The 19,455-nt window shown below is 73.7% G+C and carries 19 protein-coding genes; 17 read left to right on the top strand and 2 right to left on the bottom strand.

Translation table 11 applies throughout. The annotated features are described in order from the left end of the window. Window positions 1-154 precede the first annotated feature (154 nt). The 17 genes from hrcA (at window position 155) to ACH4OA_RS03850 (ending at window position 17,662) form a co-directional block, all read left to right on the top strand. On the top strand, window positions 155-1,171 hold the full coding sequence (hrcA, locus tag ACH4OA_RS03930; protein WP_397942867.1) for a heat-inducible transcriptional repressor HrcA: 1,017 nt from the start codon (window positions 155-157) through the stop codon (window positions 1,169-1,171). Then, on the top strand, window positions 1,172-2,308 hold the full coding sequence (gene dnaJ / locus ACH4OA_RS03925) for a molecular chaperone DnaJ (protein ID WP_397942869.1): 1,137 nt from the start codon (window positions 1,172-1,174) through the stop codon (window positions 2,306-2,308). It begins immediately after the preceding gene. A 75-nt stretch (window positions 2,309-2,383) separates the two neighbouring features. Continuing rightward, window positions 2,384-3,472 (top strand): nitronate monooxygenase, encoded by a 1,089-nt coding sequence (locus tag ACH4OA_RS03920; protein ID WP_397967503.1) that lies wholly within the window; start codon window positions 2,384-2,386, stop codon window positions 3,470-3,472. Then, the gene (locus ACH4OA_RS03915; RefSeq protein WP_397942873.1) at window positions 3,469-4,209 is read left to right on the top strand and encodes a 16S rRNA (uracil(1498)-N(3))-methyltransferase; all 741 of its coding nucleotides are present in this window, start codon (window positions 3,469-3,471) and stop codon (window positions 4,207-4,209) included. The genes ACH4OA_RS03920 and ACH4OA_RS03915 overlap by 4 nt, the downstream gene beginning before the upstream one ends. A gap of 17 nt (window positions 4,210-4,226) precedes the next feature. Further along, entirely contained in the window at window positions 4,227-4,619 is a 393-nt protein-coding gene (locus ACH4OA_RS03910; RefSeq protein ID WP_397942875.1) for a VOC family protein, read from the top strand. A 122-nt stretch (window positions 4,620-4,741) separates the two neighbouring features. Continuing rightward, the gene (locus ACH4OA_RS03905; protein ID WP_397967858.1) at window positions 4,742-7,906 is read left to right on the top strand and encodes a S41 family peptidase; all 3,165 of its coding nucleotides are present in this window, start codon (window positions 4,742-4,744) and stop codon (window positions 7,904-7,906) included. 73 nt (window positions 7,907-7,979) lie between these two features. Then, window positions 7,980-8,333, top strand: a complete 354-nt coding sequence (locus ACH4OA_RS03900) for a histidine triad nucleotide-binding protein (protein ID WP_397942876.1) — start codon at window positions 7,980-7,982, stop codon at window positions 8,331-8,333. A gap of 6 nt (window positions 8,334-8,339) precedes the next feature. Continuing rightward, the gene (locus ACH4OA_RS03895) at window positions 8,340-9,245 is read left to right on the top strand and encodes a ribonuclease Z (RefSeq protein ID WP_397967500.1); all 906 of its coding nucleotides are present in this window, start codon (window positions 8,340-8,342) and stop codon (window positions 9,243-9,245) included. A 20-nt stretch (window positions 9,246-9,265) separates the two neighbouring features. Beyond that, the gene (locus tag ACH4OA_RS03890) at window positions 9,266-10,270 is read left to right on the top strand and encodes an adenosine deaminase (RefSeq protein ID WP_397947646.1); all 1,005 of its coding nucleotides are present in this window, start codon (window positions 9,266-9,268) and stop codon (window positions 10,268-10,270) included. 173 nt (window positions 10,271-10,443) lie between these two features. Next, window positions 10,444-11,340: a 5-dehydro-4-deoxyglucarate dehydratase gene (locus ACH4OA_RS03885; RefSeq protein ID WP_397942925.1), complete on the top strand. Its 897-nt coding sequence runs from the start codon at window positions 10,444-10,446 to the stop codon at window positions 11,338-11,340. Continuing rightward, window positions 11,337-12,626, top strand: a complete 1,290-nt coding sequence (locus ACH4OA_RS03880; RefSeq protein WP_397967499.1) for a glucarate dehydratase family protein — start codon at window positions 11,337-11,339, stop codon at window positions 12,624-12,626. Before ACH4OA_RS03885 ends, ACH4OA_RS03880 begins: the two co-directional genes overlap by 4 nt. Before the next feature lie 70 nt (window positions 12,627-12,696). Continuing rightward, on the top strand, window positions 12,697-13,854 hold the full coding sequence (locus ACH4OA_RS03875; protein ID WP_397942882.1) for a carbohydrate kinase family protein: 1,158 nt from the start codon (window positions 12,697-12,699) through the stop codon (window positions 13,852-13,854). A 130-nt stretch (window positions 13,855-13,984) separates the two neighbouring features. Beyond that, complete coding sequence (locus ACH4OA_RS03870; protein ID WP_365877291.1) at window positions 13,985-15,064, top strand: PhoH family protein; 1,080 nt, start codon at window positions 13,985-13,987, stop codon at window positions 15,062-15,064. 12 nt (window positions 15,065-15,076) lie between these two features. Beyond that, window positions 15,077-15,574: an rRNA maturation RNase YbeY gene (gene ybeY / locus ACH4OA_RS03865; protein ID WP_397967496.1), complete on the top strand. Its 498-nt coding sequence runs from the start codon at window positions 15,077-15,079 to the stop codon at window positions 15,572-15,574. A gap of 9 nt (window positions 15,575-15,583) precedes the next feature. Next, complete coding sequence (locus ACH4OA_RS03860; protein WP_365877286.1) at window positions 15,584-16,885, top strand: hemolysin family protein; 1,302 nt, start codon at window positions 15,584-15,586, stop codon at window positions 16,883-16,885. Beyond that, window positions 16,882-17,241: an MmcQ/YjbR family DNA-binding protein gene (locus ACH4OA_RS03855; RefSeq protein ID WP_365877284.1), complete on the top strand. Its 360-nt coding sequence runs from the start codon at window positions 16,882-16,884 to the stop codon at window positions 17,239-17,241. Before ACH4OA_RS03860 ends, ACH4OA_RS03855 begins: the two co-directional genes overlap by 4 nt. Before the next feature lie 67 nt (window positions 17,242-17,308). Further along, window positions 17,309-17,662: a cytidine deaminase gene (locus tag ACH4OA_RS03850; protein ID WP_397942886.1), complete on the top strand. Its 354-nt coding sequence runs from the start codon at window positions 17,309-17,311 to the stop codon at window positions 17,660-17,662. 20 nt (window positions 17,663-17,682) lie between these two features. Here ACH4OA_RS03850 and ACH4OA_RS03845 read toward each other — a convergent pair whose 3' ends face one another. Both ACH4OA_RS03845 and ACH4OA_RS03840 read right to left on the bottom strand, forming a co-directional pair. Then, the gene (locus tag ACH4OA_RS03845; protein ID WP_365877280.1) at window positions 17,683-18,021 is read right to left on the bottom strand and encodes a P-II family nitrogen regulator; all 339 of its coding nucleotides are present in this window, start codon (window positions 18,019-18,021) and stop codon (window positions 17,683-17,685) included. Further along, window positions 18,018-19,343, bottom strand: a complete 1,326-nt coding sequence (locus ACH4OA_RS03840; RefSeq protein WP_397967494.1) for an ammonium transporter — start codon at window positions 19,341-19,343, stop codon at window positions 18,018-18,020. The genes ACH4OA_RS03845 and ACH4OA_RS03840 overlap by 4 nt, the downstream gene beginning before the upstream one ends. Window positions 19,344-19,455: the final 112 nt, after the last annotated feature.

Below are 19,455 nucleotides of genomic sequence, written 5' to 3'. Positions count from 1 at the left end.
CGACGCTAGCGGTAGGAACCGGTACGGCGGCCCGACCTTGCCCAGTGTGTACCCGACAGCCGTACACTGGGCCGGGGATGCTGGCACTCACGTGGGAGGAGTGCCAGGCGGACGACCCGAACGGACGAGGGGACGACGTGCTGGAGGTGCGCGCATGCTGAGTGAACGCAGGCTTCAGGTGCTGCGCGCCATCGTCCAGGACTACGTGGGCACCGAGGAGCCGGTCGGTTCCAAGGCGCTCACCGAGCGGCACAGCCTCGGCGTCTCCCCGGCCACCGTCCGCAACGACATGGCGGCCCTGGAGGACGAGGGGTACATCGCGCAGCCGCACACCAGCGCGGGGCGCATCCCCACCGACAAGGGCTACCGGCTGTTCGTGGACAAGCTGGCGGGCGTCAAGCCGATGACCGCGCCCGAGCGGCGGGCGATCCAGAACTTCCTGGAGGGCGCCGTCGACCTCGACGACGTCGTGGCCCGGACGGTGCGGCTGCTCGCGCAGCTCACCCGGCAGGTCGCCGTCGTGCAGTACCCCTCGCTGACCCGGTCCACGGTCCGGCATGTGGAGCTGCTCTCGCTGGCTCCCGCCCGGGTGATGCTCGTGCTGATCACGGACACCGGCCGGGTCGAGCAGCGTATGGTCGACTGCCCGGCGCCGTTCGGCGAGGGCTCGCTGGCGGATCTGCGGGCGCGGCTGAACAGCAGGGTCGCGGGCCGCCGGTTCGCCGATGTGCCCAAGCTGGTCGAGGACCTGCCGGAGGCCTTCGATCCCGAGGACCGCGGTACGGTCTCCACGGTGCTCTCCACTCTGCTGGAGACACTGGTCGAGGAGAACGAGGAGCGGCTCATGATCGGCGGCACCGCCAACCTGACCCGCTTCGGGCACGATTTCCCCCTCACGATCCGGCCGGTGCTGGAGGCGCTGGAGGAGCAGGTCGTGCTCCTCAAGCTGCTCGGCGAGGCCAAGGACCCGGGCGTGACCGTGCGCATCGGCCACGAGAACGCCCACGAGGGACTCAACTCCACCTCCGTCGTGTCGGTCGGCTACGGTTCGGGCGGCGAGGCGGTTGCCAAGCTCGGCGTGGTCGGACCGACCCGCATGGACTACCCGGGAACGATGGGAGCGGTACGCGCAGTGGCACGGTACGTCGGACAGATCCTGGCGGAGTCGTAAGTGGCCACGGACTACTACGCCGTTCTCGGCGTGCGCCGCGACGCGTCGCAGGATGAGATCAAGAAGGCGTTCCGGAGGCTCGCGCGCGAGCTGCACCCGGACGTCAACCCGGATCCGAAGACCCAGGAGCGGTTCAAGGAGATCAACGCCGCTTACGAGGTGCTGTCGGACCCGCAGAAGAAGCAGGTCTACGACCTCGGCGGCGACCCGCTCTCGCAGTCCGGCGGGGCCGGCGCGGGCGGCTTCGGGGCCGGCGGCTTCGGCAACTTCTCCGACATCATGGACGCGTTCTTCGGCACGGCGTCGCAGCGCGGGCCGCGCTCGCGCACCCGGCGCGGCCAGGACGCGATGATCCGGATCGAGGTCGAGCTGGACGAGGCGGCCTTCGGGACGACCAAAGACATCCAGGTCGACACCGCCGTCGTCTGCAACACCTGCAACGGCGAGGGCGCGGCCCCGGGCACGTCCGCGCAGACGTGTGACATGTGCCGCGGCCGGGGCGAGGTCTCCCAGGTCACCCGGTCCTTCCTGGGCCAGGTCATGACCTCCCGGCCCTGCCCGCAGTGCCAGGGCTTCGGCACGGTCGTGCCGACCCCGTGCCCGGAGTGCGCCGGCGACGGCCGGGTCCGCTCCCGCCGCACGCTGACCGTGAAGATCCCGGCCGGCGTCGACAACGGCACGCGGATCCAGCTCGCCGGCGAGGGCGAGGTCGGCCCCGGCGGCGGCCCGGCCGGTGACCTGTACGTCGAGATCCACGAGCTGCCGCACTCCACCTTCCAGCGGCGCGGCGACGACCTGCACTGCACGGTCACCCTCCCGATGACGGCCGCGGCGCTCGGCACCAAGGTCCCGCTGGAGACCCTGGACGGCATGGACGAGGTCGACATCCGGCCCGGCACCCAGTCCGGCCAGTCGATCCCGCTGCACGACCGCGGGGTCACGCACCTGCGCGGCGGCGGCCGGGGCGACCTGATCGTGCACGTCGAGGTGCAGACGCCGACCAAGCTGGACCCGGAACAGGAGCGCCTGCTGCGGGAGCTGTCCAAGCTGCGCGGCGAGGAGCGGCCCCAGGGCCAGTTCCAGCCCGGTCAGCAGGGCCTGTTCTCCCGGCTGAAGGACGCGTTCAACGGACGCTGAGACGCGGCGGCCCCCGGCGCCGGCCGAGGGCCGCCCCGATTCGGACTTGTTCGACGGACGTGACACCATGCGGTCATGTCCTCCGCGCTGACCGGTCTGTTCCCCCTCCCGATCGTGCAGGCCCCCATGGCGGGCGGTGTCTCCGTCCCGCGGCTCGCCGCCGCCGTCTGTGAGGCCGGGGGCCTCGGCTTCCTCGCCGCCGGATACAAGACCGCCGACGGGATGTACCAGGAGATCAAGCAGCTGCGCGGGCTGACCGGCCGGCCCTTCGGCGTCAACGTCTTCATGCCGCAGCCGGAACTCGCCGAGTCCGGGGCCGTCGAGGTCTACGCCCAGCAGCTCGCCGGCGAGGCCGCCTGGTACGACACCGAGCTGGGCGACCCGGACGGCGGCCGGGACGACGGATACGACGCCAAGCTGGCCGTCCTGCTCGACAACCCGGTGCCCGTGGTCTCCTTCCACTTCGGCGTGCCCGCCCGGGAGATCCTCGACCGGCTGCGCCGGGCCGGCACCCTCACCCTGGTCACCGCCACCACCGCGGAGGAGGCCCGCGCGGTGGAGCGGGCCGGGGCGGACGCGGTCATCGCGCAGGGCGTGGAGGCCGGCGGCCACCAGGGCACCCACCGGGACGTCCCGGAGAACGACGGCACCGGCATCGGCCTGCTGTCGCTGGTCGCCCAGGTCCGGGAGGCCGTGAGCATCCCGGTCGTCGCCGCCGGCGGCATCATGCGCGGCGGCCAGATCGCCGCCGTCCTCGCGGCGGGCGCGAGCGCGGCCCAGCTCGGCACCGCCTTCCTCGCCACCCCCGAGTCCGGCGCCTCCGACCCGCACAAACAGGCGCTGACCAACCCGCTGTTCGTCCGCACCGAGCTGACCCGCGCCTTCACCGGCCGCCCGGCCCGCGGGCTGGTCAACCGCTTCCTGCGCGAGCACGGCCCCTACGCCCCGGCCGCCTACCCGGAGGTCCACCACCTCACCTCGCCGCTGCGCAAGGCCGCCGCCAAGGCCGGGGACGCGCAGGGCATGGCGCTGTGGGCGGGCCAGGGCCACCGGATGGCCCGCGAACTGCCGGCCGGACGGCTGGTGGAGGTGCTGGCGGCCGAACTCGCCGAGGCCGGCGCGGCGTTGACGGAGCTGCCGCGGCCCGGAGGTGACCCGCGATGACCGCCCCCGTCTTCGTCGTCGACCGACTCGACCCGGCCGGGACCGAGTTCGTGCTCGACGGGCCCGAGGGACGGCACGCCGTGTCCGTGAAGCGGCTGCGGCCCGGCGAGCCGGTGATCCTCACCGACGGACGCGGCCGCTGGGCCGAGGGCGCCGTCCAGGCCGCCGAGGGCAAGGACCGCCTGGTCGTCACCGGACTGGAGACCGTCCGCGAGGAGGAACCGGCCAGCCCGCGCATCACCGTCGTCCAGGCCCTGCCCAAGGGCGACCGGGGCGAACTCGCCGTCGAGACCATGACCGAGGTCGGCGTCGACGCCATCGTGCCCTGGCAGGCGTCCCGCTGCGTCACCCAGTGGCGGGGCGAGCGCGGGCTGAAGGCCCTCGCCAAGTGGCGGGCCACCGCCCGCGAGGCCGGCAAGCAGTCCCGCCGGGTCCGCTTCCCCGAGGTGGCGGACGCGGCGACCACGAAGCAGGTCGGCGCGCTGCTGGCCGGCGCGGACTTCGCCGCCGTGCTCCACGAGAGCGGCGACACCCCGCTGGCCACCGCCGAACTGCCCGCCCGGGGCGAGATCGTGCTGGTCGTCGGGCCCGAGGGCGGGGTCTCGCCGGACGAGCTGGCGCTCTTCGCGGGGGCCGGCGCCCGGCCGTATGTGCTCGGACCGACCGTCCTGCGCACCTCCACCGCCGGCACCGCCGCCGCGGCCCTGCTGCTGGGCCGCACCGGCCGCTGGTCCTGACCCGCCCCGGAGGCACCGTGGAACTCGCCCAGGTCCGGCTCCTCGTCACCGACTTCACCGCCTGCTACCGCTTCTACGCCGACGTCCTCGGCCTGAAGCCGCAGTCCGGCGCCGCCGAGGGCCCCTACGAGAAGTTCAGCCCGCACGCCGGCTCCGCCGGGATCGCGCTCCAGGACCGCGCGATGATGGCCGGGATCCTCGCCGAACTGGGCGACACCGCCACCGGCCACCGGTCCCTGGTGGTCCTGCGCGTCGACGACCTCGACGCCTCCTGCGCGCGGATCACCGCCCGGGGCGCGGCCCTGCTGCGCGGCCCGGCGCCCCTGACCGACCGGATGCGCGTGGCCCACCTCAAGGACCCGGAGGGCAACCTCGTCGAACTCCAGGAGTGGCTGCTGCTGCGCGGCTGACCCGGGTGACCGGAAACCGGGCGCGGGGCGCGCCCGGCGCTGCGTACAGTGACGGGGTGACTCAGGGCGCTCCGACGGGAACCAGTCCCGGCTACCTCCGATTTCCGCACCTGCACGGCGACTTGGTGGCCTTCGCCGCCGAGGACGACGTGTGGCTCGCACCGCTGGCCGGCGGCCGCGCCTGGCGGGTCAGCGCCGACAACATGTCGGTGAGCTGGCCCCGCATATCGCCGGACGGACGGCACCTCGCCTGGACCTCCACCCGCGACGGCGCCCCCGAGGTGCACGTCGCCCCGGTCGACGGCGGCCCCGCCCGGCGGCTGACGTACTGGGGCAACAGCCGGACGGAGGTGCGGGGCTGGACCCCGGACGGACGGGTGCTCGCGCTCGGCGCGCACGGCCGGCCCAGCTTCCGGCACACCTGGGCGCACGCCGTCCCGCTCGACGGCGGCCCGGCCGAGACCCTGCCCTACGGCCCGGTCGGCGCGGTGGCCTCCGGCCCGGCCACCGTGCTGCTGTCCGCGCCGATGGGCCGCGAGGCCGCCTACTGGAAGCGCTACCGCGGCGGCACCGCGGGCAAGCTGTGGATCGACCGCGGCCCCGGGGACGAGGCGGGCGCCGGGGAGTTCGTCCGGCTGCACGAGGACCTCGACGGGAACATCGAGTGCCCGCTCTGGGCGGGCGACCGCATCGCGTTCCTCTCCGACCACGAGGGCACCGGCGCGCTGTACTCGTCCCTCGCCGACGGCTCCGACCTGCGCCGCCACACTCCTCTCGACGGTTTCTACGCCCGGCACGCGGCCGGTGACGGCACCCGGGTCGTCTACAGCTCGGCCGGTGAACTCTGGCTGCTGGACGACCTGGAGGGCGCCGAGCCGCGCCGGCTGGACGTACGGCTCGGCGGGCCCCGCGTCGACCTGCGGCCGTACCCGGTCAACGCCTCCCGCTGGTTCGGCGAGGCGTCCCCCGACCACACCGCGCGCGGCAGCGCCGTCTGCGTGCGCGGCGGCGTGCACTGGGTCACCCACCGCTCCGGACCCGCCCGTGCCCTGGCCGCCGTGCCCGGTGTCCGCGCCCGGCTGCCGCGCGCCTTCCGCGTCGACGGCGAGGAGTGGGCGGTGTGGGTGACGGACGCCGAGGGCGAGGACGCGCTGGAGTTCGCGCCCGCGACCGGCACCGTGCCCGGCTCCCCGCCGCGCCGGCTCGCCGCCGGACAGCTCGGCCGGGTCCTGGAACTGGCCATGGCCCCCGACGGCAGCCGGGCCGCCGTCGCCGCGCACGACGGCCGGCTGCTGCTCGTCGAGCGGGAGACCGGCGAGGTCCACGAGGTCGACCGCGGTGACGACGGCGAGGTCTCCGGCCTGGCCTTCTCGCCCGACTCCGCCTGGCTGGCCTGGTCCCACCCCGGCCCGCGCCCGCTCTCCCAGCTGCGCATCGCCCACACCACCGACCTGTCGGTGACCGAGGCGACACCGCTGCGCTTCCAGGACTACGCGCCCGCCTTCACCCTCGACGGCAAGCACCTCGCGTTCCTCTCCCACCGCGCCTTCGACCCGGTCTACGACGAGCACGTCTTCGACCTCGCGTTCGTGGTCGGCGCCCGCCCGCACCTGATCACGCTGGCCGCCACCACGCCCTCGCCGTTCGGCCCGCAGCGCCACGGCCGTCCCTTCGAGAATCCCGACAAGGACGAGACACCCGACAGCGAGGGCACCCCCGCCACCCGCGTCGACCTCGACGGGCTCGCCGACCGGATCGTGCCGTTCCCGGTGGAGGCCGGCCGCTACTCCGGCCTGCGCGCCGCCAAGGACGGCGTCCTGTGGCTGCGCCATCCGGTGCGGGGCGTCCTCGGCGCCGCCCGCGCCCACCCCGAGGACCCCGGCCCGCACACCGAGCTGGAGCGCTACGACCTCGCCCAGCGCCGCCTGGAGCACCTCGCCTCCGACGCCGACCACTTCGAGGTCAGCGGCGACGGCAAACGCGTTCTGCTGTGGACCGACGGCCGGCTGCGGGTCGTGCCCGGCGACCGCCGCGCCGGCTCCGAGGACGACGACACCAGCGTCACCGTCGACCTCGGCCGGGTCCGGCAGACCGTCGACCCGGCCGCCGAGTGGCGGCAGATGTACGACGAGACCGGCCGGCTCATGCGCGACCACTTCTGGCGCCCCGACCTCGGCGGCGTCGACTGGTCCGGCGTCCTCGACCGCTACCGCCCGCTGCTCGGCCGCCTCGCCACCCACAGCGACCTGGTCGACCTGCTCTGGGAGGTGCACGGCGAACTCGGCACCTCGCACGCCTACGTCATCCCGCCCGGCGGCACCGGCCGGGCCCGGCAGGGCCTGCTCGGCGCCGACCTCTCCCGGCACCCGGACGGCAGCTGGCGCATCGACCGGATCCTGCCGGCGGAGACCTCCGACCCGGACGCCCGCTCCCCGCTCACCGCGCCCGGTGTCGCGATCCGGCCCGGCGACGCCGTGATCGCGGTCGCCGGCCACCCGGTGGACCCGGTGACGGGCCCCGCCCCGCTGCTCATCGGCACGGCCGGCCGGCCGGTGGAGCTGACCGTCTCCCCGGCCGGCGGCGGCGAGCCCCGGCACACCGTCGTCGTGCCCGTCGCCGACGAGGAGCCGCTGCGCTACCACGCCTGGGTCGCGGACCGCCGCGCCCACGTCCACGCGGCCTCCGACGGCCGCCTCGGCTATCTGCACATCCCCGACATGCAGGCGCCCGGCTGGGCCCAGATCCACCGCGACCTGCGGGTGGAGGTGGCCCGGGAGGGCCTGGTGGTCGACGTCCGGGAGAACCGCGGCGGCCACACCTCCCAGCTCGTGGTGGAGAAGCTGGCCCGCCGGATCATCGGCTGGGACCTGCCGCGCGGCATGCGCCCCACCAGCTACCCGCTCGACGCGCCCCGCGGCCCGGTGGTCGCGGTGGCCAACGAGTTCTCCGGTTCGGACGGCGACATCGTCAACGCGGCGATCAGGACCCTCGGCATCGGCCCGGTCGTCGGCACCCGCACCTGGGGCGGGGTCATCGGCATGGACAGCCGCTACCACCTCGTCGACGGCACCCTGCTCACCCAGCCGAAGTACGCGATGTGGCTGGAGGGCGTCGGCTGGGACATGGAGAACCACGGGGTGGACCCCGACGTGGAGGTCGTCCAGCGCCCGCAGGACTGGGCGGCGGGCCGCGACACCCAGCTCGACGCGGCGGTCGGGCTCGCGCTGGAGGCGCTGGCGCAGCGGCCCGCGCGCACCCCGCCGGGACTGCCGGGACTGCCGGGCTGAGGGGGCGCACCCCTACCGCTGCGCGCCCGAACGACTACGATGCCCACGGAAATGGATCACAGGAGGCACACGCATGGCCGGCGAAGCGCAGGACGACTGCCTGTTCTGCAGAATCGTCGCGGGTGAGATCCCGGCGACGATCGTCCGCGAGACCGACACGACCGTAGCCTTCCGGGACATAAACCCGCAGGCCCCGACCCATGTGCTGGTGATCCCGAAGGCGCACTACGAGAACGCGGCGGCCCTCGCCGCCGGCGCGCCGCAGGCGGCGGCCGACGTCCTCGCCGAGACCAGGGCCGTGGCGGAGGCGGAGGGGCTGGACAGCTACCGCCTCGTCTTCAACACGGGCGCCGACGCCGGCCAGACCGTCTGGCACGCCCACGCCCATGTCCTCGGCGGCCGGGGCCTCCAGTGGCCGCCCGGGTGATCCGGCGTGTCCGTCCGTGAACTGGTGGTCCTCGGCACCGCCAGCCAGGTCCCGACCCGGCACCGCAACCACAACGGCTATCTGCTCCGGTGGGACGGCGAGGGCATCCTGTTCGACCCCGGCGAGGGCACGCAGCGGCAGATGCTGCGCGCCGGGGTCGCGGCGCACGACCTGAACCGGATCTGCGTCACCCACTTCCACGGCGACCACTGCCTGGGCCTGGCGGGTGTCATCCAGCGGATCAACCTGGACCGGGTGCCGCACGAGGTCACCGCGCACTATCCGGGCTCCGGGCAGCGCTTCTTCGACCGCCTGCGCTACGCGACCGCCTACCGGGAGACGGTCGGCGTCACCGAGGCCCCGGTCGCCGCCGCCGGCACCCTCGCGGCGACCGGGTCGTACATCCTGGAGGCCCGCGAGCTCTCGCACCCCGTCGACTCCTACGGCTACCGCCTCGTCGAGCCCGACGGCCGCCGCATGCTGCCCGACCGGCTCGCCGCGCACGGACTGCGGGGCCCGGACGTGGGCCGCCTCCAGCGCGAGGGCCGGCTCGGGGACGTGACGCTGGACGACGTCAGCGAGGTGCGGCGCGGGCAGCGGTTCGCGTTCGTCATGGACACCCGGCTCTGCGACGGCGTGTACGCGCTGGCGGAGGGCTGCGACCTGCTCGTCATCGAGTCCACGTTCCTCGACGAGGACGCGGACCTGGCCGTCGAGCACGGACACCTGACGGCCGGGCAGGCCGCCGCCGTGGCCCGGGACGCCGGTGTGCGGCACCTCGTCCTCACCCACTTCAGCCAGCGCTACACCGACCCCGGCGCGTTCGAGCGGCAGGCGCGGGCGGCGGGCTACACCGGCGAGCTGACCGTGGCCTACGACCTGCTGCGGGTACCGGTTCCGAAACGGCGGTAAACCACCCGTACGATGCTTTGATGCCCCTTCCCAAAGCTGAACTGCACCTCCATATCGAAGGCACCCTGGAACCGGAGCTGGCGTTCGAACTGGCCGCCCGCAACGGCGTGAGCCTGCCGTACGCGGACACCGAAGCCCTCCGCGAGGCGTACCGGTTCGACGATCTCCAGTCCTTCCTGGACCTGTACTACGAGCTGATGGCCGTCCTGCGCACCGAGCGGGACTTCGCCGACCTGGCGGACGCCTACCTCGCCCGGGCCGCCGCGCAGGGCGTGCGCCACGCGGAGATCTTCTTCGACCCGCAGGCCCATCTGGCCCGGGGCGTGTCCATGGGCACGGTCGTGGAAGGGCTGTGGCGGGCACTCGGCGCCAGCGAGGCCCGCCACGGCGTCTCCACCAAGCTGATCATGTGCTTCCTGCGGGACGAGTCCGCCGAGTCGGCCCTGGCCACGCTGGAGGCCGCGCGGCCGTACCTGGACCGGATCACCGGGGTCGGCCTGGACTCCGCCGAGGTCGGGCACCCGGCGGTGAAGTTCCGCGAGGTGTACGAGGCGGCCGCCGCGCTGGGCCTGCGCCGGGTCGCGCACGCCGGCGAGGAGGGGCCGCCGGAGTACATCACCGAGGCGCTGGACGTGCTCGGCGTGGAGCGCGTCGACCACGGTCTGCGCTGCATGGAGGACCCGGCGCTGGTCGAGCGGCTGGTCCGGGAGCGGATCCCGCTGACCCTGTGCCCGCTGTCCAACGTCCGGCTGCGGGCCGTGGACACGCTCGCCGACCATCCGCTCCCCGCGATGCTCGACGCGGGCCTGCTGTGCACGGTCAACTCCGACGACCCGGCCTACTTCGGCGGGTACGCGGGCGACAACTTCGCGGCCGTGCGCCAGGCCCTGGGGCTGTCCCCGGACCGTCTGCGCGAGCTGGCCCGGAACTCCTTCCTCGCCGCCTTCCTGGAGGACGACGAGGAGCGCCGGGGGCGTTACCTCGCCGAGGTCGAGGCGTACGAGTTCGGGGACGCCGTGGCGTAAAGCGGCGGGCCGCGAAATGTGATCCCGGCCACGGCAGGTTTGGCCGTGGCACGGGATCGGGTACGACCATCTCAATCAGCGTTCTCATATGTGGACGCAATTCATAAGAGGAGATGGTCAGGGTGGGTGGCGGTCCGGCTCCGCAGGACGTGGCGCGGCGGCTCGCGGAGGGGATGGCGCACGGCGTGCTGTCCTTCCCGCTCACCGCCTTCCATGACGACGGCACCCTCGACCCCGACGGCTGCCGCGCCCATGTCGCCGGCCGGCTCGCCGCCGGCCCCGGCGCCCTCTTCCCGGCCTGCGGCACCGGCGAGTTCTTCTCGCTGGACGAGGACGAGTACCGGACGGTCGTCACCCTCGCCGTCGAGGAGGCGGCCGGCCGGGTGCCGGTGGTGGCCGGCACCGGATACGGCTGGGCGCAGGCCGCCCGGTTCGCGCGGATCGCCGAGGACGCCGGCGCCGACGCCCTGCTGGTCCTGCCGCACTATCTGACCGAGGCGCCGCAGGACGGCCTCGCCGCCCACCTGGAGCGGCTCGCCGCCCGCACCCGGCTGCCGCTCATCGCCTACCAGCGCGGCCAGACCGCCTACGGCACCGAGGCGCTGCGGCGCATCGCCCGCGTCCCGAACGTCATCGGCCTCAAGGACGGCCACAGCGACCTGGACCGGCTCCAGCGCCTCACCCTGGCCGCCCCCGAAGGCTTCCTCTTCTTCAACGGCGCCGCCACCGCCGAGATCCAGGCCCGCGCCTACGCCGCCGTCGGCGTGCCCGCCTACTCCTCCGCCGTGCACGCCTTCGCGCCCGAGATCGCCGGCGCCTTCTTCACCGCGCTGCGCGCGGCGGACCACGCCACCGTCGACCGGCTGCTGCGCGCCTTCTACGTCCCGTTCGTGGAACTGCGCGACCGCGCGCCCGGCTACGCCGTGTCCCTGGTGAAGGCGGCGGCCCGGCTGCGCGGCCAGCCGGTCGGGCCGGTGCGCGCCCCGCTCGCCGACCCCCCGCCCGCCGACCTCGCCGGCCTCAAGGCCCTCCTCGGCACCGGACTCGACCTCGTAGGAGCCTCCCTGTGACCCGTGACCTGACCATCGCCGAGGTGCGGCTGACGCCGATCCTGGTCGCCGACCCGCCGCTGCTCAACACCCAGGGCGTGCACCAGCCGTACACCCCGCGGCTGATCGTGGAGATCGTCACCGCCGACGGGATCACCGGGCTCGGCGAGACCTACGGCGACACCAAGTACCTGGAGCTGGCCCGGCCGCTGGCCGAACGGCTCACCGGACGCTCGGTCATGGACCTGAACGGACTCTTCGGGATCGACCTGGCCGTGGACGCCTCCCGGCTGGAGGGCGCGGCCGACGCCGGCGGACTGCGCGGCGTGCTGAGCGCCGACAAGCTCCGGCTGTCCGTGCTGTCCGCCTTCGAGGTGGCCTGCCTGGACGCCCAGGGCAAGGCGCTCGGGCTGCCCGTGCACGCGCTGCTCGGCGGCAAGGTGCGCGACGCCGTCGAGTACAGCGCCTACCTCTTCTACAAGTGGGACGGGCACCCGGCGGGCGCCCCGGCGGAGCCGGACGAGTGGGGCGCCGCGCTCGACCCGGCCGGCGTGGTGGCGCAGGCCCGCCGGCTCCGCGAGCGGCACGGGTTCACGTCCTTCAAGCTCAAGGGCGGGGTCTTCCCGCCCGGCGAGGAGATCGCCGCCGTCCGCGCCCTCGCCGACGCCTTTCCCGGGCACCCGCTGCGGCTGGATCCCAACGGCGCCTGGTCGGTGGAGACCTCGCTGAAGGTCGCGGAGGAACTCGGGGACGTGCTGGAGTACCTGGAGGACCCGACGCTGGGCACGCCCGCCATGGCCGAGGTGGCCGCCGGCGCCGGCCTCCCGCTCGCCACCAACATGTGCGTGACCACCTTCGGCGAGATCAAGGAGGCGTTCACCAAGAACGCCGTCCAGGTGGTCCTCTCCGACCACCACTACTGGGGCGGGCTGCGCAACACCCGGTACCTCGCCGAGATCTGCGCCGCCTTCGGGGTCGGGGTGTCCATGCACTCCAACACCCACCTCGGCATCAGCCTCGCCGCGATGACCCAGGTGGCGGCCACCGTCCCCGGCCTGACCCACGCCTGCGACTCCCACTACCCCTGGCAGTCCGAGGACGTCCTCACCGAGCGGCTCGCCTTCACGGACGGCCGGATCGCGGTGTCCGACGCGCCCGGCCTCGGCGTCGAACCGGACCGGGACGAACTGGCCCGGCTGCACCGGCGGTGGGCCGAGGACGACGGCTCGCTGCGCGACCGCGACGACGCGGCGGCGATGCGCCTCGCCGACCCCTCCTGGCGGACCCCGGCGATGCCCCGCTGGTGACCGGGTGACGGCGGCCGGCGCGCGGCCTGGTGCACACTGGCCGGAACCGCACCACGCCAGGGAGCGCACCGTGACGCCGTCGCACACCCTCACCGGAGAGGAACCGGAACACCTCACACAGGCAGCGCGCAGCCAGGTCCAGGTCGACCCGCTCGCCGCGCTGCGCGCCCCGGGCGACCCGCCCTGGGACGTGTACCTCACCGGGACGGTCTTCCTCGACATCATCTTCACCGGCCTGGCCTCGGCGCCCGTGCGCGGCACCGAGTCCTGGGCCCGGGGCATGGGCTCCAGCCCGGGCGGCGTCGCCAACATGGCCGCCGCCCTGGCCCGGCTCGGCCTGCGCACCGCGCTGGCCGCCGCGTTCGGCGACGACCACTACGGCGAGTACTGCTGGGACGCCCTGGCGCAGGGCGAGGGCATCGACCTGTCGGCCTCCCGGACCGTGCCCGGCTGGCACTCCCCGGTGACCGTCTCCATGGCCTACGAGGGCGAGCGGACCATGGTCTCGCACGGCCACGAGCCGCCGCCGGACGCCGTTTTCGGCCAGGGCGGAGCCCCCGCCCGGCCGCCCCGCGCCCGGGCCGCCGTCGCCTCGCTCACCCCCGGCCGCGGCGCGCCCTGGATCGCCGAGGCCGCCCGCGCGGGCACCCGGATCTTCGCCGACGTCGGCTGGGACGAGACGGGCGCCTGGGACCTGTCCGCGCTGCCCGACCTGGAGTACTGCGAGGCGTTCCTGCCCAACGCCGAGGAGGCGAAGCGGTACACCGGCACCGACTGCCCGCGGGCCGCCGCGCACGCCCTGACCGGGTACGTCCCGGTGGCCGTGGTGACCCTCGGGGACGAGGGCGCCTACGCCGTGGACCGGCGCACCGGCGAGGCCGCCGAGGTCCCCGCGATCGCCGTGGAGGCGCTGGACCCGACCGGGGCCGGGGACGTGTTCGTCGCCGGGTTCGTGACCGGCTCCCTGGCGGGCTGGCCGCTGGCCGACCGGCTGGCCTTCGCCGGGCTCACGGCCGCGCTGTCGGTGCAGGAGTTCGGCGGCTCGCTGTCCGCGCCGGGCTGGTCGGAGATCGGGGCGTGGTGGCGCAAGGTGCAGTCCCTGCCCGGCCAGGACCCGATGGCGCTGCGCCGCTACGCGTTCCTGGACCGGCTCGTCCCGAGGGAGCTGGACCGGCCCTGGCCGCTGCGCCGGGCGGTGCCGACCCTCGGGTTCCGGCGGACCGGCTGAGCTTGGGCGGGGCGGACGGGGGAAAAGTCCTACTGGCTTGTCGTCGCCCCGTCGTACTCTGGACAGTGCGAGGCCGCCCTCAGCTACGCGGCCGTGACGAGGAGGAAGCGCAGGCCTTCAGCGCCGGCCCATGACACAGACACCCACAGCTCGCACGCCCGCCCAGGAGCAGGCGAAAGCGCAGTTCACCGTCCCCGCCCAGCACCCCATGGTGACCGTGCTGGGTTCCGGCGACTCCCTCCTGCGCGTGATCGAGAGGGCCTTCCCGGCGGCCGACATCCACGTCCGGGGCAATGAGATCAGCGCGGTGGGCGACCCGGTCGACGTCGCCCTGATCGCGCGCGTGTTCGACGAGATGATGCTGGTGCTCCGCACCGGGCAGCCGATGACGGAGGACGCAGTGGAACGCTCGATCGCCATGCTCAAGGCGAGCGAGAACGGGACGAGCGACGGCGCCGAGACCCCGGCGCAGGTGCTCACGCAGAACATCCTGTCCTCGCGGGGCCGCACGATCCGCCCCAAGACCCTCAACCAGAAGCGGTACGTCGACGCGATCGACCAGCACACGATCGTCTTCGGCATCGGTCCCGCCGGCACCGGCAAGACCTACCTGGCCATGGCCAAGGCCGTCCAGGCCCTGCAGTCCAAGCAGGTCAACCGGATCATCCTGACCCGGCCGGCGGTGGAGGCGGGCGAGCGGCTCGGCTTCCTGCCCGGCACGCTCTACGAGAAGATCGACCCGTATCTGCGCCCGCTGTACGACGCGCTGCACGACATGCTCGACCCGGACTCCATCCCGCGGCTGATGGCCGCCGGGACGATCGAGGTCGCGCCGCTCGCCTACATGCGCGGCCGCACCCTGAACGACGCCTTCATCATCCTGGACGAGGCCCAGAACACGAGCCCCGAGCAGATGAAGATGTTCCTCACCCGCCTCGGCTTCGAGTCGAAGATCGTGATCACGGGTGACGTCACCCAGGTCGACCTGCCCAACGGCCAGAAGAGCGGCCTCCGGCAGGTCCAGGACATCCTCGAGGGCGTCGAGGACGTCCACTTCTCCCGCCTGACGTCCCACGATGTCGTACGGCACAAGCTGGTGGGCCGTATCGTCGACGCGTACGAGAAGTACGACAGCGACCACGGCACGGAGAACGGCGCCCACAAGGACGGCCGTGGCAGGACCGGAGCCAAGGGCACCAAGGGGAAGTAGACCAGCACGACCATGTCGATCGACGTCAACAACGAGTCCGGCACCGCGGTGGACGAGCAGGCGATCTGGGACATCGCCCGCTACGCGCTCGCGCGGATGCGCATCCACCCGCTCTCCGAACTGTCGGTGATCGTCGTGGACGCCGACGCCATGGAACAGCTGCACATCCAGTGGATGGACCTGCCGGGCCCCACGGATGTCATGTCGTTCCCGATGGACGAGCTGCGGCCCCCGTCCAAGGACGACGACGAGCCGCCGCAGGGGCTGCTCGGCGACATCGTGCTGTGCCCGGAGGTCGCCGCCCGGCAGGGCGCCGAGGCGCCCACCGGGCACTCCATGGACGAGGAGCTCCAGCTCCTCACCGTCCACGGCGTGCTGCACCTGCTGGGGTACGACCACGAGGAGCCCGACGAGAAGGCGGAGATGTTCGGGCTCCAGGCCGCCATCGTGGACGGCTGGCGGGCCGAGCGCGGCCTGACCGGCCCGTCCCCGGCGCCGACCGTCTCGTAAGCGGCCCGGATGTCCGCTCAGCTCGTGGTCGGCGCGATCGCGCTGGTCGTCGTGGCCTGGCTCGCCGCCTGCGCGGAGGCGGGCCTCGCCCGTGTCTCCAGCTTCCGCGCCGAGGAGGCCGTGAAGGCCGGCCGGCGGGGCAGCGCCAAGCTGGCCCAGATCGCCGCCGACCCCACCCGCTACCTGAACATGGCCCTGCTGGTCCGCGTGGCCTGCGAGATGGCCGCCGCCGCCCTGGTGACCTACGCCTGCCTGCGGGAGTTCGCCGCCACCTGGCAGGCCCTGCTGGTCGCCATCGGCGTGATGGTGCTCGTGTCGTACGTCGCCGTCGGCGTCTCCCCGCGCACCATCGGCCGCCAGCACCCGCTCAACACGGCCACCGCGGCGGCGTACGTGCTGCTGCCGCTGGCCCGGATCATGGGACCCGTGCCCTCCCTGCTGATTCTCATCGGCAACGCGCTCACCCCCGGCAAGGGCTTCAGGCGCGGCCCCTTCGCCTCCGAGGCGGAGCTGCGCGCGCTGGTCGACCTGGCCGAGAAGGAGTCGCTGATCGAGGACGACGAGCGCCGCATGGTGCACTCGGTGTTCGAACTGGGCGACACCCTGGTGCGCGAGGTGATGGTGCCGCGCACCGACCTGGTCACCATCGAGCGCTTCAAGACCATCCGGCAGGCGCTCACCCTGGCCCTGCGGTCGGGTTTCTCGCGCATACCGGTCACCGGCGAGAGCGAGGACGACATCGTCGGGATCGTGTACCTGAAGGACCTGGTCCGCAGGACGCACATCAGCCGGGAGGCCGAGGGCGATCTGGTGTCCACGGTGATGCGCCCGGCCGTGTTCGTGCCCGACACCAAGAACGCCGGCGACCTGCTGCGCGAGATGCAGAAGGAACGCAACCACGTCGCCGTCGTCATCGACGAGTACGGCGGCACCGCCGGCATCGTCACCATCGAGGACATCCTGGAGGAGATCGTCGGCGAGATCACCGACGAGTACGACCGGGAGCTGCCGCCGGTGGAGGAGCTGGGCGAGGACCGGTTCCGGGTCACCGCCCGGCTGGACATCACCGACCTCGGCGAGCTGTACGGGCTGGAGGAGTACGACGACGAGGACGTGGAGACCGTCGGCGGACTGCTCGCCAAGGCGCTCGGCCGGGTGCCCATCGCCGGTGCCCGCGCCGAGGTGGACCTGCCCGACGGACGCGTCCTGCGGCTGACGGCGGAGGCCGCGGCCGGCCGCCGCAACAAGATCGTCACGGTCCTGGTGGAGCCGGTCCCCGGCTCCGCCGCCGAAGAGGAGGGACCCGGGTGACGCCCGAGGAGCTGCGCGCCTTCTGTCTGTCGTGCAACGCGGCGGTGGAGGACTTCCCGTTCAACCCCGAGACCTCGGTCTTCAAGGTGCTGGGCAAGATGTTCGCGCTGACGAACCTGGGCGCGCGGCCCCTGACCGTCAACCTCAAGTGCGACCCGGAGGACGCGGTCCGGCTGCGCGCCGGGCACCCCGGGCTGATCGTCCCCGGCTGGCACATGAACAAGCGCCACTGGAACACCGTGGCGGCCGGCGGAGAGCTGCCGGACCGGCTGCTGCGGGAGCTGATCGAGGACTCCTACGACCTGGTCGTCGCCGGCCTGCCGCGGGCCGAGCGGCTCCGGCTCGACCGGCCCTGACGGCGTCCCGCGGCGGCGCGGGGCACCGGGGCTTCGCGGGCGCCGGACGGGTTCGTATGCTCGGGGCATGACCGACAGCAGCGCGCTCGACCCCGAGGACCGCAAGATCGTCACCCTGGCCCGCTCCGCCCGGGCCCGCAACGGAGTGCCGGAGGGCGCGGCCGTACGGGACGACACCGGGCGCACGTACGTCGCCGGGTCGGTGGACCTCGCGTCGCTGAAGCTGAGCGCGCTGCGCACGGCCGTCGCGATGGCCGTGGCCTCGGGAGCGCGGTCCCTGGAGGCGGCGGCCGTGGTGAGCGAGGCGGACACGGCCGCGGCGGACGACCTGGCCGCCGTCGCCGACCTCGGCGGCTCCGGGACGCCGGTCCTGCTCGCCGCGCCCGACGGCACCGTGCGGCGCACCGTCTCCGCCGGCTGACACCGGCACCGGGCGCGGGCTCAGAGGGCGTCGGGCCCGCGCTCTCCGGTGCGCACCCGGACCACCGTCTCCACCGGCACGGCCCACACCTTGCCGTCCCCGATCTTGCCCGTCTGCGCGGCCCGGACCACCGCGTCGATCACGTCCTCCGCCACGGCGTCCTCCACCACGACCTCGATGCGCACCTTCGGCACCAGGTCGACCCGGTACTCCGCCCCCCGGTACACCTCGGTGTGGCCGCGCTGCCGGCCGTAGCCGCTCGCCTCGGACACGGTCAGACCGTGCACGCCCAGCTCCTGCAGGGCGGTCTTGACCTCGTCCAGACGGTACGGCTTGACGATCGCGGTGATGAGCTTCATGCCGGGGTGTCGACCTTCCGGGTGGGAGCCTGCGGGGCGGAGGCGGGGACGGACGGGCCGACCGGGGCGCCGTGGCCCAGGACGCCGTGATCGTATGCCGTCTCCGCGTGCACCGTAAGGTCCAGACCGGTGTACTCCTGCTCCTCGCTCGCCCGGAAGCCCAGCGCCTTGTCCAGCAGCCGGCCCAGGCCGTACGTCACCGAGAAGGCGTACACCGCCACGGCCGCCACGGCGAGCAGCTGCCTGCCGAGCGGGGCGAGCCCGCCGCCGTAGAACAGGCCCTCCGTGCCGCCGGTCATCGCCTTCTCGGCGAACAGTCCGATCAGCAGGGTGCCGATGATCCCGCCGACCAGGTGCACGCCGACGACGTCCAGCGAGTCGTCGTAGCCCAGCTTGAACTTCCAGCCCACCGCGTAACTGCACACGACACCGGCGGTCAGGCCCACGACGAGGGCGCCGAGCAGCGAGACCGTGCCGCAGGACGGGGTGACGGCGACCAGACCGGCCACCGCGCCCGAGGCGGCGCCCAGCGTGGTCGGGTGGCCGTCGCGCCGCTGCTCCACGAAGAGCCAGCCGAGCAGGCCGGTGCAGCCGGCGGTCAGCGTGTTGAGGAACGCGGCGGCGGCGAGGCCGTTCGCGCCGAGCGCGGAGCCGGCGTTGAAGCCGAACCAGCCGAACCACAGCAGTCCGGCGCCGAGGACGACCATGGGCAGGTTGTGCGGCCGCATGGAATCGCGCCGGAACCCCAGCCGGGGCCCGAGGACCAGGCACAGGGCGAGCCCGGAGGCACCGGAGGTGATCTCGACGGGCAGACCGCCGGCGAAGTCCAACGCGCCCAGCCGGTCCGCGATCCAGCCGCCCGGCCCCCACACCCAGTGGGTGACGGGAACGTATACGAGCAGGGTCCACACCGGGACGAAGACCAGCCACACCGGGAACCTCGTCCGGTCCGCGACCGCGCCGCTGATCAGCGCGGCCGTGATGATCGCGAAGGTGAGCTGGAAGGTCGCGAAGAGCAGGGTGGGGACCGTGCCGTGGACGCTGTCCGGGCCGAGGCCGCGCATCCCGGCGTGCGCCGGACTGCCGAGCAGCCCGCCGCCGAGGTCGTCGCCGAAGGCGAGGGAGTAGCCGGCCGCCAGCCAGACCACCGTCACCAGGGCGATCGACACGAAGCTCATCATCAGCATGTTGAGGACGCTCTTCGTGCGGACCATGCCGCCGTAGAACAGGGCCAGGCCCGGGGTCATCAGCAGGACGAGGGCGGTCGCGGCGAGCAGCCAGGCGGTGTCGCCGGGGTTCACCGGTGCGGCGGCGAGGGTCACGGGCGTCTCCAACGCTGTGGGGGCTGCGTCAGAGGGTCACCGGTGTGCGTTTCCGGTCGCGTACGGGTGTGTTTCCGTGACGTTTCGTCGCGCGCCGGTTCCCGCGAGCCCG

This window comes from Streptomyces sp. NPDC017095 (genome assembly GCF_044332325.1).
In the GTDB taxonomy this organism is placed as follows: Bacteria; Actinomycetota; Actinomycetes; order Streptomycetales; family Streptomycetaceae; genus Streptomyces.
Note: the sequence above shows the minus strand (reverse complement) of the source record. Positions and strands in the feature narration are given on the sequence as shown.